The 14,399-nt window shown below is 55.8% G+C and carries 14 protein-coding genes; 4 read left to right on the top strand and 10 right to left on the bottom strand.

Going from position 1 to position 14,399, the window contains the following annotated elements; genetic code table 11:
• Window positions 1–13: 13 nt before the first annotated feature.
• Window positions 14–211 (top strand): hypothetical protein, encoded by a 198-nt coding sequence (locus GE278_08475; protein ID QLK60791.1) that lies wholly within the window; start codon window positions 14–16, stop codon window positions 209–211.
• Entirely contained in the window at window positions 211–1,017 is an 807-nt protein-coding gene (locus GE278_08480) for a hypothetical protein (protein QLK60792.1), read from the top strand. The genes GE278_08475 and GE278_08480 overlap by 1 nt, the downstream gene beginning before the upstream one ends.
• A 22-nt stretch (window positions 1,018–1,039) precedes the next feature.
• Here the strand turns inward: GE278_08480 and GE278_08485 are convergent, their stop codons facing one another.
• Together GE278_08485 and GE278_08490 are read right to left on the bottom strand one after the other, a co-directional pair.
• Window positions 1,040–1,729, bottom strand: coding sequence for an FAA hydrolase family protein (locus tag GE278_08485; GenBank protein QLK60793.1), 690 nt, complete (start codon window positions 1,727–1,729; stop codon window positions 1,040–1,042).
• 92 nt (window positions 1,730–1,821) lie between these two features.
• Window positions 1,822–2,616, bottom strand: a complete 795-nt coding sequence (locus tag GE278_08490; protein QLK60794.1) for an SDR family NAD(P)-dependent oxidoreductase — start codon at window positions 2,614–2,616, stop codon at window positions 1,822–1,824.
• Between the two features lie 113 nt (window positions 2,617–2,729).
• Here GE278_08490 and GE278_08495 point away from each other — a divergent pair, with 113 nt between their 5' ends.
• Window positions 2,730–3,176 carry a transcriptional regulator gene (locus tag GE278_08495; GenBank protein QLK60795.1) on the top strand — a complete coding sequence of 149 codons (447 nt, stop codon included), beginning with the start codon at window positions 2,730–2,732 and terminating at the stop codon, window positions 3,174–3,176.
• Window positions 3,177–3,261: 85 nt separating this feature from the next.
• Here GE278_08495 and GE278_08500 read toward each other — a convergent pair whose 3' ends face one another.
• From GE278_08500 to GE278_08525, 6 genes are all read right to left on the bottom strand, one after another.
• On the bottom strand, window positions 3,262–4,209 hold the full coding sequence (locus GE278_08500; GenBank protein ID QLK60796.1) for a hypothetical protein: 948 nt from the start codon (window positions 4,207–4,209) through the stop codon (window positions 3,262–3,264).
• Between the two features lie 126 nt (window positions 4,210–4,335).
• A complete protein-coding gene (locus GE278_08505; GenBank protein ID QLK60797.1) occupies window positions 4,336–6,363 on the bottom strand; it encodes a CocE/NonD family hydrolase in 2,028 nt (675 codons plus the stop codon).
• Window positions 6,360–8,003: a nickel ABC transporter ATP-binding protein NikE gene (locus tag GE278_08510; GenBank protein QLK60798.1), complete on the bottom strand. Its 1,644-nt coding sequence runs from the start codon at window positions 8,001–8,003 to the stop codon at window positions 6,360–6,362. Before GE278_08510 ends, GE278_08505 begins: the two co-directional genes overlap by 4 nt.
• Window positions 8,000–8,827: an ABC transporter permease subunit gene (locus tag GE278_08515; GenBank protein QLK60799.1), complete on the bottom strand. Its 828-nt coding sequence runs from the start codon at window positions 8,825–8,827 to the stop codon at window positions 8,000–8,002. Before GE278_08515 ends, GE278_08510 begins: the two co-directional genes overlap by 4 nt.
• A gap of 13 nt (window positions 8,828–8,840) precedes the next feature.
• Window positions 8,841–9,788, bottom strand: a complete 948-nt coding sequence (locus GE278_08520) for an ABC transporter permease subunit (GenBank protein QLK63244.1) — start codon at window positions 9,786–9,788, stop codon at window positions 8,841–8,843.
• On the bottom strand, window positions 9,788–11,371 hold the full coding sequence (locus GE278_08525; GenBank protein QLK60800.1) for a peptide ABC transporter substrate-binding protein: 1,584 nt from the start codon (window positions 11,369–11,371) through the stop codon (window positions 9,788–9,790). The genes GE278_08520 and GE278_08525 overlap by 1 nt, the downstream gene beginning before the upstream one ends.
• 217 nt (window positions 11,372–11,588) lie before the next feature.
• Between GE278_08525 and GE278_08530 the strand changes: the two genes are divergently transcribed.
• Complete coding sequence (locus tag GE278_08530) at window positions 11,589–11,864, top strand: cyclic nucleotide-binding protein (protein QLK60801.1); 276 nt, start codon at window positions 11,589–11,591, stop codon at window positions 11,862–11,864.
• Between the two features lie 67 nt (window positions 11,865–11,931).
• Here GE278_08530 and GE278_08535 read toward each other — a convergent pair whose 3' ends face one another.
• Both GE278_08535 and GE278_08540 read right to left on the bottom strand, forming a co-directional pair.
• On the bottom strand, window positions 11,932–12,822 hold the full coding sequence (locus GE278_08535; protein QLK60802.1) for a LysR family transcriptional regulator: 891 nt from the start codon (window positions 12,820–12,822) through the stop codon (window positions 11,932–11,934).
• 24 nt (window positions 12,823–12,846) lie between these two features.
• Window positions 12,847–14,265, bottom strand: coding sequence for an aminotransferase class I/II-fold pyridoxal phosphate-dependent enzyme (locus GE278_08540; protein ID QLK60803.1), 1,419 nt, complete (start codon window positions 14,263–14,265; stop codon window positions 12,847–12,849).
• Window positions 14,266–14,399: the final 134 nt, after the last annotated feature.

Genomic DNA, 14,399 nt, shown 5'->3' on the forward strand with positions numbered 1-14,399 from the left:
GATAAGAGGCCGCATGTTTAGGATCCTGCTACAAATTTTTTCAAGCCCGGAGCGATTTCTTGGGTTATTTAGCGCCGCCGACATCGAAAATACACTGGAAGAGGGCGAGCGTATTTTGATTGATGAAAATGGCACCGCTTCGGTAAATCCCGCCAACGAGGACATGCAGGAAGACTTCGCCCGTCACGTCAAACGCATGAGCGTGCTGTAATGGCGACGGCGGTCTTTATGGTGTTAATGGTCTGCGGGTACTGGTACACCACCCGCGACATCTCATCGCGCTTCAAGCTCAAACGCACCTTCGGCTGGGACGTTTATTTTCTGGTAGCACTTTACGGCTGCATTTTCGTATTGCAGGGCGTGCTGGTTATTGCGCTGGTGTACATGGCGTTGTGGGGCATTTCCGGGGTGATCAACTGGCTGCCCGCGTTACCGCATTTGCATCAGGACGTGCATTATCACCGTGATTTCATCAACTGGAGCTTCCTCGGTATTCAGGCACCGGTGGTGATCATGCTGGCGGTTTCTGTGATGCTATGTCTGGTGCGTACCACCTGGTCAGCCGGGTTACGGCTTAACACCGCCGGGCGCAGGAAGCTGTACAAGCAACTGACACGCGCCAACGGCGTCGAAGGGATTTTGTATCAGTGCATGGAGCAGGGCGACATGGTGTTTATCACGCTCCAGTCGCGACGTGTCTACATCGGCATGGTGCATACTGCGCGATGTGAAACGTCGTCATCAGATAACGTGGTGGTGATCCCGATGGTCAGCGGTTATTGCGATAAAGACACGCTGGAGCTGCGCGTTGAGCATAACTACGCCCGCTACTACCGCGATCACGGCATTACGCCGGTGTCGGAGCCGGTGAACGTGTTGAATTTCCGCAAGGTGATTTTGCTCAGCCAGATTGAGACGCTGTCGCTGTTTGATCCGGCCAGCGCGTGCGCGTTTGAAAAACTGATCCCGCTGGTCGAAGAGGATATGAAGAAGAAAATCGGCGAGACGGACGCCTGAAGTCAGGCGCCCGGAAAGACTGTCAGGCCAGCGTAAAGCTGAAATCGCTCAGGCCTTCGATGCCGCCGGTGATCACATCACCGCGCTGCACCGCACCGACGCCCGCAGGCGTGCCGGTGTAAATCAAATCACCGGGCTGTAATTCAACCGCCTGTGACAGATAACTGATGACGTCCGCAACTTGCCAGATTTGGTCGCTTAAATCGCCGCGCTGACGCTGCTCACCATTCACATCCAGCCAGATTTTCCCTGTTGCCGGATGACCAGTCAGGCTGACTGGCAGCAGCGGATTGGCGGGTGCGGAGGCATCAAACCCTTTGGCGAGATCCCACGGACGGCCCATTTTTTTGGCCTGCGCCTGCAGGTCGCGACGAGTCAGGTCAACGCCTACGGTATAACCCCAGATATGCGACAGCGCATCGGCCACGGCGATGTCTTTACCGCCTTTGGCGATAGCCACCACCAGCTCGACTTCGTAATGCAGATCTTCAGTCAGGGGCGGATACGGCACGCTGTCGCTGGCCGGAACTACGGCATCGGCAGGCTTGGAGAAGAAGAATGGCGGCTCGCGATCGGGGTCGTGCCCCATTTCGCGGGCGTGCTCGGAATAGTTGCGGCCCACGCAGTATACGCGGCGTAATGGAAAACGTGCACTCTGGCCTTCAACGGCCAGAGAAGGCGTTTTGGGTACGGCAATTACAAATTCGGTCATCGTATTCACTTCACAAAGTTAACGTATTGTTATATTTGCAAAGCGAACAGCGGTTGACCAGCAAATTGTTGTTACTGGTCAATGTGAGACGGTCAGGATTTGTAACGCGGTGCAGCGTGAGATTGCAGGAAGTTCGGCAACATCGCCCCGCGCAGGGCATCGAAATCATTCCACTGTTTTTCATCATGCAACGGCGGGATGGTGATTTTCTCTTTGCGGTCAAAGCCCAGCAGCGCGGCATCCACCAGCTCACCGACTTCCATTACACCCGGTACTTCGTCGATATTCTTACCTGAGCGCGCCCAGATTTCAGTACGCGTCGCGGCAGGCAGCACCGCCTGAACGTATAAACCGCGCTCTGCCATCTCAAATTGCAGCGTCTGGCTGAAGGTCAGAACAAAGGCTTTAGTGGCGGAATACACTGCCGATTGCAACTCAGGCGCCAGTGCCATCACGGAAGCGATGTTGATGATCGCGCCTTCTTTATGTTTCAGCAAACCCTCGAACGCCACGCGGGACAGGCGGGCAACTGAGGTGACGTTCAGGGTAATCAAATTCTCAATAGCATCGGCGTCGCTGTTTTCAAATCCGCCCGGCAGTGAGGCACCCGCATTATTCACCAACAAAGAAATGTGTGGATTAGCGCGGATAAAATCTTCGACGCGGTTCAAATCTTCGCTGCGGGTAAGATCGGCTGGCAGGACAGTGACCCTAACGCCGGTTTCCTGTTGCAGACGTTCCGCCAAAGAGTCCAGACGGGCGGCATCGCGCGCGACCAGCACCAAATCATAACCGCGTTTTGCCAGGCGGTCGGCGTAAGTGGCACCGATACCGCTGGATGCACCGGTGATGAGAGCAACGGAGGAAGCGGAAGTTGAATGAGACATGGGCAGAACCTCAATAATAAGGGGATGAAGTAAGTGGTTTAATAATGAAACCAGATGATTTTTAGCATCAGTGGTTTTATAATGCAACCAGATTGTTTAAGCAGGAGGTGCCCTTGAAACGTACCCGTCTGGAAAATACGCCTTGCCCGACCGCCCGGGCACTGGATCTGATAGGTGACTGGTGGACGCTGCTGATTGTCCGCGACGCAATGCGCGGCATGGCGCGTTTCAATGAATTTCAGCGCAGCCTCGGCGCGGCGAAAAATATCCTCAGCACGCGGCTGAAAACCCTGGTGGCAGAAGGCATTTTGAAAGTGGAACCGGCTGCCGATGGCTCGGCGTATCAGGAGTATGTGCTGACTGAAAAAGGTCTGGCGCTCCAGCCAATTCTGGTGGCGCTGGGGCAGTGGGGCAGTGAATATCTGTTCGAAGAAGGCGAAGCCTGCACACGTCTGGTCGACACCCAAACCCGTCAGTCGCTGCGCAAAATCGAGTTACAAGCTCAGGATGGCCGTATTCTGCAAAGCCGGGACATTACGGCGATCATTCCTGAGATGTGATTGCCTGATGAGGGCTGATCTACTGCTGTTCTTTTTTGTGTTGCGCCATCTAATAACAAAAGATGGCGCAGTTTACGTAAGGATCTTACCGATCGCCCGGTGAGTTCACCAGGGTACTCTGCTCCTGGTCGAGAACTGTCAGACAGGCTTCGCCGCGCCTGCGAATTTTCAGCAAAGCGTTGCGGGTAACCTGATAATACTGCATCAGCTCACTTTTACTGGCTTCGGGGAAGGGCATGCCGCACAAGATATCGGCTTCAAAATGGCCTTTCGCCACGGTCAGTACATCCCCCGGATTTTGCGATAACGCTTTTGCTAATGCGGTAAGTATCATCGAGCGCATCGGTGCATCGGTGCTTTCTGCCAGTGAATCGGCGACCAGCAACCAGTCACGTTTACCCTGCGCGATGGCCTCGCCTACATTCGCACGCTGTTTAGCCGAAAGCTGACTGACAACATCATCAACGCCATCGCGATCAACTGCTTGCAGAATAAGTTCGGGCGTCAGTTTTTGACGATTCAAACGGGAGTGTTGTTGTTGTGTCGCAGAATTTTTAAGCCCGCTGATAGCCTGCTCCAACTGGTCGTTGCAGGGTTTTGCTGCTGTACCCAGTTTTTTCAGAGCCGCGTGGGTCAGCTTGTAATAGCGCGCAAGCCAGTTATCATCTTTGCCAGTGAAAGGCATGGTACACACGGTGTCGCGGCCTGGAAAATCAGCGTTTTTCTTCGCTGAGAGAACGTCAATGACAGCCGGGGCATTTTTAGGCAGCGCATTAGCCAGTGCCTCCGCAACTATTGTGGCGTTCCCCCCCTCCAGTCCTGGCGCAAGTTTAGGCACTAACGCGATCCACTGCGTGTCGGCGTTAAGGATGCCTTCACTGAGGGTATTAATCCCTTTTTCATCAAGGCCGCGAATGGTATCCGCCGCCCCAATTTTATCTATTGAAGCCTGCAAGCTCTGCGGTGTAACGGAAGGTTGTGAAGCGGTGGCGCTGAACGCCACCCATAACAGGAGTCCGGCAAGTTTTTTCATATCCAATTCCTTTGGAAGATTTTGCAATGTGAGCCTCAGCAGGCCGGAAGGCACTATACGCGATAGTCCTCCGTGGAGCGAAATGCTTCCTTAGCGAAGTGATTAAAGCTTGATCGGATGAGGCATTTAACGCTTTACTTTCTCATGCCAGTAGCGGCTCACCTCTTCCTCGCCATTCAAACTCACCACCATGTCTCCGCTGACGATAAAATGCGTCAGGTCGCTGCGCATCTCCAGTGTGATGACGGCTTCCATCCACCAGCCTTCGCGGCCCATTTTCATGGTTTGCGTCAGTAGGTAGCGCGCAGAAAGCGGGTCACCGTTGCTGACCGTCAGTTCGCGGCGCAGGCTGTGATCGACCGTGGTGTCAATATCATCGAAACGATAGACACCTTCGCCGAACACGCCGCCGACGCCGTGGGTGACGCAGGTCCAGCTGTCGGTGAGAAAATCATAGCTGATGTTGCGATCAACACGTCCTGGTGACAGCAGCGTTTGCGGCGTCGGGGCGGCGCTTTGTGGTTCAGAAATCGGCCCGGCGATACTGACCGGCTGAGCACATACCGGCAGAATAAGCTGCGCGCTGTGCAAGTCGACGGTGAGCGTCGCGGCTTCCGCCATCGGCCAGATCATCGGCCAGAAAGTGGTGGCCAGCGAAATACGCATCCGGTTTCCGGCGGCAAAGCGGTGGGCGATGCCGTCCAGTTGCACAGGAACTCTCACCTTTTGACCGGGGATCAGCGGGACCGATTTATCATGACCCTGAAGATGCGTCAGGTTCAGCCAGCCGTGGGTGACGCGGTTGACCGAGCCGTCGGGGGCGACGTCAGAAAGACGAACGTAAAGCATCGCGGCGGGTTTATCGCTGCTCAGTTCAACGGTGAACTGCGGAAAACCGAAAATCGTGAGCGGTTCCGCCAGCGGTTCGCCGTCGAAAAACTCGGCCATACCATCATCAACGCGCTGATCAGGCGGCATTTCGCCGGGTACGCCAGCTCCCATCCACTCACCGGCCATCAGGCCATGGTTCTGCGGCGAACAGATATTGATGACGCCTGCATCGGCGTCCGGCTGCGTATTCAGCTGGCCGCGCGTCAGCCAGCGCGGGCTGTGATGCACATTGCTGGCGGTGCCGCCATCAAATCCGACCCACTCGCCGCGACTCACCGGCCGCATCGCCGAGGCTGGCTGGCTGTCCTGCAACCAGGTCTGAATCATCGGGCCGTCCATCGCGCCGTTATCTTTGCCCTTCAGCCAGTGATCCCACCAGCGAACCGCTTCCTGTAAGAAACCGATCGCCGGTTCCGGCGTGCCATCCTGCGGGTAGATATGCGCCCACGGGCCGAGGATGGCGCGGCGTGGGACCTGTAAATTGTCCATCAGACGGAACACGGCATTACTGTACGCATCCGCCCAGCCACCGATCGCCATCACCGGACACTGAATGGCCGACCAGTCTTCACACACCGAACCGTGCTGCCAGTAAGCGTCGCGCAGCGGATGCTCCATCCACAGTGCAGGGAAGAACGGCATATTTTCAAGGCGGTTAATCCAGTCTTTATGCCAGCTGTCACCCACCAGCGCCGGGTCCGCCGGACGGCTCTGGTAGGCCAGCATGATACCGCCCCACCAGAGATTATCGTTGAGCAAACAGCCGCCTTTGTAGTGGATGTCGTCGGCGTAGCGGTCGTCAGTGGAACAGACGGTGATAACGGCTTTCAGCGCAGCCGGGCGGCGAGCAGCGACCTGCAAACCGTTAAAGCCGCCCCAGGATTTACCCATCATGCCGACATTGCCGCTGCACCAGCTTTGCCTGGTGATCCAGTCGATCACTTCCAGTGCGTCGTCCTGTTCCTGCAACAGATATTCATCGGCCAGCAGGCCGTCGGATTCGCCGCTGCCGCGCATGTCTACGCGCAGTACTGCGTAGCCATTGCCGGCAAAGAAACCGTGCATCGGTTCGTCGCGGGTGCGGGTACCGTCACGTTTGCGGTATGGAATGTATTCGAGGATCGCCGGAACTGGCTGGCTTTCGGCATCATCTGGCAGCCACAGGCGGGCAGCAAGGCGCGTGCCGTCGCCAAGCGGGATCCACAGATGTTCGGTCACGGTGACGGCGTGAGGAAAGTCGGTCACGATGCGTTTGGTGCTCATAAGACTCCTGTCGAAGGAATGGCTGACGCCGGAAGCGGAACGTTGCGCAGGGCGAGCACGTCGTCCAGCCAGGTGGTGCGCATTTCCGGTACGGAGGTCAGCAGTTTTTCGGTATAGCTGTGCATTGGTGCGCGAAAGACCACGTCGGTATCCCCGCTGGCGACCACTTTGCCCTGATACATTACTGCCACCTGATGGGCGATGCGTTTGACCGTGCCCAAATCGTGGGTGATGAACAGGTAAGACAGCCCCAGTTGTTGTTGCAAACGGCGCAGCAGATTCAGCACTTCTTCAGCGACCAGCGGATCGAGCGCCGATGTCGCTTCGTCACAGATAATCAGCTCCGGCTGCGCAGCCAGCGCGCGGGCGATACAAACGCGCTGCTTCTGGCCGCCTGAGAGTTCGCCGGGGCGACGGTCAATAAGCTTCACCGGTAGTTCAGTCAGGCGTAGCAGTTCTTCCACCCGTTCACGAGCCTGTTTTTTATTCATGCCAAAATAGAAAGTCAGCGGGCGGCCGATAATGTCCAGCAGCGTCTGGCGCGGATTCAGCGCCACGTCGGGAAGCTGATAAATCATCTGGATCCGGCGCAGCGTCTCTTTGTTGCGCTTCTGATAATTATGCGACAGCGACATGCCGTCGAAGTCCGTCGTGCCTTCGGTATCCGGCAACAACCCGACCAGGGCCCGTGCCAGCGTGCTTTTACCGCTGCCTGACTCGCCGATGATCGCCAGCGTTTTGCCCCGTGGCAGTTGCAGACTGACGTCATGCACCACGCGCTGACCATTATAACCGGTGCTCAATTTCTGCATGGTCAGCAGCGGCTGGCCGGAGGATGCGTGGCCTTCTGTCAGCGGCGACAGAGCAGGTTCACGCTCGGCCACCAGCCTGCGGGTATATTCCTGCTGCGGATTTTCCAGAATGGTTTGTGTCTCGCCGGTTTCCACTTCTTTCCCGTGACGCAGCACCATAATACGGTCGGCGAGCTGGGCGACTACGGCCAGATCGTGAGTGATGTACAGTGCGGCAGTGTTGAACTCGCGCACCAGTTTGCGCAGCATCACCAGCACTTCAATTTGCGTAGTGACGTCCAGTGCGGTGGTCGGTTCGTCCATGATCAGCAAATCAGGCTTGCAGGACATCGCCATCGCGGCCATCGCCCTTTGCAACTGCCCGCCGGAAAGCTGGTGCGGATAGCGTTTGCCGATGTTCTCCGGATCCGGCAAATCGAGCGAGCGGAACAGCGAAACCGCCCACTGGCGGCTTTCTTCTTTGTTCATCAGACCGTGGCGAATCGGGCCTTCGCAGACCTGTTTTTCAATGGTCAGCGCCGGGTTAAAAGACGCGGCGGCGCTTTGCGCGACATAGGCCACGCGGCGGCCGCGCCATTCACGTTTAACATGGGAAGGTTGTGAAACGATATCGGTGCCGTCGAGAAATACTTCGCCACCGGCAATGCGGCAGCCCTGGCGCGCATAGCCCAGCGCGGCCAGTCCGATGGTCGATTTACCGGCGCCGGATTCGCCGATAAGCCCGAGCACTTCGCCCGCGGCCAGTTTCAGCGAAATATCCTGCACCAGCGGCGAACCGTCGAGGGTTTCGATGCGCAGTCCGCGCATCTCCAAAATTGTACGGGTCATGCTTCATCTCCATGCGGCAGGCTGTTACGAGCCAGCAGCCAGTCAACCACCAGATTGACGCCAATGGTCAGCAAGGCAATCGCCGCCGCCGGATACAACGGGGCGAACTGGCCGAAGTTAATCGCCTGTGCGTTGTCGCGCACCATGCTGCCCCAGTCGGCGTACGGCGGCTGGATGCCTAAACCTAAGAAACTTAAGCCTGCGATAAACAGGAAGGTAAAACAGAAACGCATCCCGAACTCCGCCAGCAGCGGCGGCAGGGCGTTGGGCAGGATCTCTTTGAACAGCACCCAGCGCAGACCTTCACCGCGCAGACGTGCCGCTTCAACATATTCCTGACAGACAATCGTCTGCGCCACCAGCCGTGCCAGACGGAAAACGCGTGTGGCATCCAGCAGGGCGATGGTCAGCACCAGCACCGGAATTGAGGTGCCCATCACCGAAAGGACGATCAGTGCAAAAATCAGCACCGGAATCGACATCACGGTATCCACGACGCGCGACAACACAACGTCCACCCATTTGCCATAAATCGCAGCGGTAAAGCCAGTGACGATGCCAATGATGAAGGAGCTGAAGGTGATGGTCAGCGCAATGGCAATGGTGGTACGGGCGCCAAACAGGATGCGTGAAAGCATATCGCGCCCGAGGCTGTCGGTACCAAACGGCGTGGCGGCGGAAGGCAGCAGCCAGATATCGCCCACCTGTTCCGTTTCGCTGTGCGGCGCAAGCCACGGCGCAAAGACCGCCGCCAGCAGATTCACCGCAATAATCACAATGCCAATCCAGGCCGACAGCGGGATATTAATGAAATAACGGTTCATGATGTCCCTCTTTTTAGCGCGCATGGCGCAGGCGCGGATTGCACCAGATCGCCAGTAAATCGGCAGTGGTGTTGAGGAAGATATAGGTGCCGCCGAACAGCAGACCACAGGCCTGAACTACCGGCAGGTCGCGCTTGGTCACTGCATCGACCATGTACTGACCGATACCCGGATAGACAAACACCACTTCCACCAGAATCACGCCAACCACCAGATAGGCGAGGTTGAATGCCACCACGTTGATGATCGGTGCGAGGGCGTTGGGCAAGGCGTGTGAGACCACGATACGCCAGCGCGGAATGCCTTTGAGCACCGCACTTTCTATATACGGGCTGGACATCACCGCCGTGACCGAGGCGCGGGTCATGCGCAACATATGCGCCAGCACCACCAGCGTCAGGGTCAGCATCGGCAGGGTGCAGACATACAGCCGGTCTGCCAGGGTGGAGGAACTGTCGACCATCGCCAGACTCGGGAACCACGTCAGGCGGATGGCGAAGGCAATCACCAGAATGTAACCGACGAAAAACTCCGGTACCGAAATGCTGATGAGCGTCAGGGTATTCGCCAGCCTGTCAAAGACCGAACCACGCCAGATAGCGGAGGCGATGCCTAAACCCACCGCCAGCGGAATGGCGATGACCGCGGCATAACCCGCCAGAAACAGCGTGTTACCCAGACGCGGCAGCAGTTCGTCGCTTATCTGACGTCCGTTGGCCAGCGAATGTCCTAAATCACCGTGCATGATGCCCGCCAGCCAGTGCAGATAACGCAGCACTGACGGTTCATCTAACCCCAGTTGCAGGCGTAGCGCCGCCACGGTTTCAGGTGTGGCGCTCTGACCCAGAATCGCCGTTGCCACGTCACCAGGCAACATTTCGGTGCCGATAAATATCAGCACCGATACCAGCCACAGCGTGATAATGCCCAACAGCACACGCTGTAAAATCCTCTTCTTCATCATGCCTCCAGCCAGACGCGCTCGGCCAGACGACCACCCATGAAGTTAAACATCGGGTGCGGTTTGATACCGCCGACTTTTTTGCTCGCCGCATCGAGGTAATCACCGAACAGTGGGATCATTGCGCCGCCGTTGTCACGCACGATACTTTGCAGTTCGCCGTAGATTTCGGCGCGTTTGCTTTCATCGAGCAGCGAACGCGCCTGAAGGAGCAGGGCGTCGAACTTGTCATCTTTCCAGTGGGTATCGTTCCATTTTGCGCTGGACTGATAGGCGGTGGAGAACATCTGATCCGCCGTCGGGCGGCCACCCCAGTAGCCCATGCTGAATGGCGCTTTCATCCACACGTCGTCCCAGTAACTGTCGGCGGGCTGGCGTTTGATGTTGACCTGAATACCGCCTTTTTGCGCCTGTCCCTGGAACAGAGCGGCGGCGTCTAATGCTCCGGCAAAGGCGGCATCGGAGGAGGACAGCTCGATTTTGAGGTCGGTCAGACCGGCTTTTTTCAGGTAGAACTTTGATTTTTCAGGATCGTAAACCCGCTGCTCGAGACTGTGATTGAAGAAGCGGTCTGTTTTCGGGATCGGATGATCGTTACCCAGCGAGCCGTAACCGCGCAGCACAGTATCGAGAATTTTCTGCCGGTCGATGCCGTATTTTATCGCCATGCGCACGTCGTTGTTGTTGTACGGCGGGACGCTGCAATCCATCAGGAAGGTAAAGTGCTGGCCACCGGCAGAACGGATGATATTGAGCGCCGGGCTGCGCTTGAGAAAATCGACGGTTTTGAAATCGACGCGGTTGATGGCGTGAACCTGCCCGGAAATCAGGGCGTTGGTGCGCGCCGTCGGATCGTTGATCACCAGCACTTCTACCGCGTCGACAAAGGCGCGATCCGGCTTCCAGTAGTTCGGATTTCGTTTGAACAGCGAGCGCACGCCCGGCTCGTACTGGTCGAAGATATAACCGCCGGTGCCAATCGGGTGCGACCAGTCGGTAAACCCGTTCGGTACCACCACCAGATGATAATCCGCCAGCAGATAGGGCAGGTCGGCATTGCCACCATCGAGGGTGACAAGAATTTGGTTGTCACCCTGTTTGGTCAGGCCGGTAATCGGAGCGAGTTGAGTTTTAATCGCGCTTTTGGATTTGTCGCCACGATGCAGGTTGATGGAATAGAGAATGTCATCGGCGTCCAGCGTCTTGCCATTGTGGAAAGTCACACCCTCACGGACGGTAAAAATCCACTCCGCCGCACCCGGTTTGGCTTCCCACTTAGAGAACAGTTCCGGCGTAACCTGGTTATTTTCGTCAATTTCAATCAGTCCGTTCATCAGCATATATGCCTGATTTAAGGGCACCCAGTCGCTGAATAATGTCGGGTCAAGCGTATCACTGGTATTTCCACCTGACATACCCAGTTTTAATACACCGCCTTTTTTAGGTTCGGCTGCAAACGCGGAGAAAGGCGATAATCCCCATGCAGTGGTAATACCCACAGCAGAAGCGCTGGTAATAAAGCCGCGACGGCTAAGTTGTGCATCCTGCATTAATTTCGTCAAAGGGGAATTATGATCTTTCATTAATTTCTCCATGGTGGCGTGCTGAATTTTATAGGTGCAAGTGAAGTTTCCCTGGTGTGTCTAATGGGCGCAATGGTTTGCCTGCCTGATTTATATCAAAACACTCTGCGTTACTTGCATGAGAATTTATCATGAGGGTATGCGAAAAATGCGCGGCAGAACACCCTGAAAAGCTTTATTTTTCTGGGTAATGAACGTTTGTAAAGGGAAAGGGCCGGTGGAACTGCATACGGTGGTCGGGTTAATTGGCGTGTTTTGCTATCTTCTGGCTTATGCGTTGGTTCAAATGCGCAGACTAGCGGTTGATGCTAACAGTTACGCATATCTTAATATTATCGGCGGTGTGTTCGGGCTGTATTCTTTAAGCCATGATTTTAATCTTGCCTCCTGTATTTCTCAGTCATGCTGGCTGTTATTCACATTAATTGGCATGAATTCTGCGAGAAAGCGCCGTTATCTGGAGAAAAATAAAATACCGCCGGTGGATATTTAATTAACACATCAGAGTTTTATTATTTTTGCGCCTTGCTTTTATGCTGCATGGCGCGACCCGTATTATTTCACGGCTTTTTCAGCCAGTTAATCACCTTATGCACCACTGGTTTAAGGAATCGGTCCTGCGGCGTGAGCATGTAGCATTTTCCGGCAGCCGTCAGTTTGCCGGGATGTGCGGCGACCAGTTGCCCGCTGTTGACATGATCCTGCACCAGACCTTCCCAGCCGAGTAAAATACCGTCCCCCAGCACCGCAGACTGCACCAGAAACGGGTAGTTATTGGCCCGCCAGGTGCGGCGGGGTGAGACGTGGCCGATATCCTGCGAGGCAAACCAGTCCCGCCAGCCGGTCCACTCACGCTGCGGGTCATCCTGAATCAGTAACGTTTGCTCTAATAAATCTGCCGCGCTGGCCTGCGGCGGAAGACGGGTGAGGAATTCCGGCGAGCACATCGGATAACAGACTTCATCAAACAGTGCCTCGACGTGATAGCCAGCGGGGGGCTCGCGCAGGTAGAAAATCGCCAGATCAAATTCTGAGGATTTCAGATCGGAAAAGCTGTCGGAGATTTTCATGCGGATTTGTAATTCTGGCATTAGCTGACGTAGTGCGGAAAGCCGAGACGACAGCCACAGACCGCTCATTGCGCTGGTGCAGGCCAGCGTCACCTGTGGCAGACCGTTCCAGCCCATCACTTCGGCGGTAGACTGCGAGATGTCTCCGAGCAATTTACGCACCTGTTGCGCATAAATTTCGCCACGCGGCGTCAGCGTAGTTTTGCGCTGAGCACGCTGGAAAAGTTTACAGCCGAGCATCTCCTCCAGCTGGATAACCTGGCGGCTAATGGCGCTTTGCGTCAGATTCAGCTCTTCGGCGGCGCGGGAAAAGCTGCAATAACGCGCCACGCATTCAAACGCCACCAGGGTGTTCAGGGGCGGTAACGGTTCTATCTGCACGGTAAAAACCTCTCAGGATAACGTTTAGCAACTTTCCAGCATCTGTAACGCTAATATTCCCACACGCTGCACCGCGCGCTCGGTTTTGGCGGTCAGGGGCTGGGCGTAATTCATTCGCAGGCAATTACGGTATTTTCCTGACGCGGAGAATATCGAGCCGATAGCGATCTGTACGTTATGTTCTTCCAGCAGGCGATTTAACCGCAGTGTATCGACGCGTTCATCAAGTTCAATCCAAAGCAGAAAACCACCCTGAGGACGGCTGACACGTGTACCGCAAGGGAAATATTTCATCACCCAGTCAGTCATAGTGCACAGGTTGCGCTGGTACTGATTACGCATACGGCGCAAATGTACCAGGTAGTGCCCCTGTTTGATGAAGTCGGCAATAGCAATTTGTGGCAGCGTGGCTGATGCACCAGTCGTGATGTATTTCATATGGATCGCACGGTCGTGGTAACGTCCCGGCGCAATCCAGCCGACGCGAAGACCGGGTGCCAGTGTTTTGGAAAATGAACTGCACAACAGCACGCGACCGTCCTCATCAAATGAGGTAATGGTGGCCGGGCGGGGATACTGATAGGCCAGTTCGCCATAGACATCATCTTCAATGATCGCGATGTCGTAACGCTGTGCCAGACGCAACAGGGCTTTTTTGCGATCGTCAGGCATATTGTAGCCGAGCGGATTGTTGCAGTTTGGCGTTAGCTGAATAGCTTTGATCGGCCACTGTTCCAGGGCCATTTCCAGCGCTTCCAGACTGATGCCGGTGACCGGATCGGTAGGAATTTCCAGCGCCTTCATGCCGAAGCCTTTCAGGGTTTGCATCGCACCGTGAAAACTCGGCGAATCAACCGCCACAATATCGCCGTGCTCGCACACCGACCGGATGGCAATCGACAGCGCTTCGTGACAGCCGGTGGTAATCAGAATATTACTGGCATCCATATGGCTGCCGCTGTCGATCAGCAGGCGGGCGATCTGTTCGCGTAAATCTTCCGAACCGTAGATGCTGTCGTAATGAAATGCGTTGAGATTCTGATGCTGACCGGCACGCCCCATCAGGCGGCTGAGTGGTTTGAGGGTGGGCGCTGTAACGTCCGGCGAGCCGCGACCCAGTTGTACGACGCCCGGCCGGTGCGGTGAGGTGATGAGATCCAGTACCTGATCCCACTGGGAGATCTCTACCGGGCGCTGCGCAGGGCGGCAGCCGGAGGGCAGGGCTGCCTGTATCCGCGCACCCTTCACGAAATAACCCGATTTTGGGCGAGCTTCCACCAGCTGTTTTTCTTCCAGCACGCGGTAAGCCTGCTGCACCGTACTCACGCTAACGCCATGTTCACTGCTCAGCACGCGCACCGACGGCAGGCGGATCCCGGCCGGGTACAAACCCTGTTCGATGCGGTCACTCAATACGTTTGCCAGATTTTCATAACGGTTCATTATCTTTTTTCCAACCCCTGCGCAAAGAAAACAGTACAGATGGATACAATCTAACCCTGTATCTGTCATCTAATCCAGATCTGTATGGTTGAAATACTAAAAATCTGAATCTGTAATGTTTTGGCCGTTTATCC

The organism is Enterobacteriaceae bacterium Kacie_13 (genome assembly GCA_013457415.1).
In the GTDB taxonomy this organism is placed as follows: domain Bacteria; phylum Pseudomonadota; class Gammaproteobacteria; order Enterobacterales; family Enterobacteriaceae; genus Rahnella.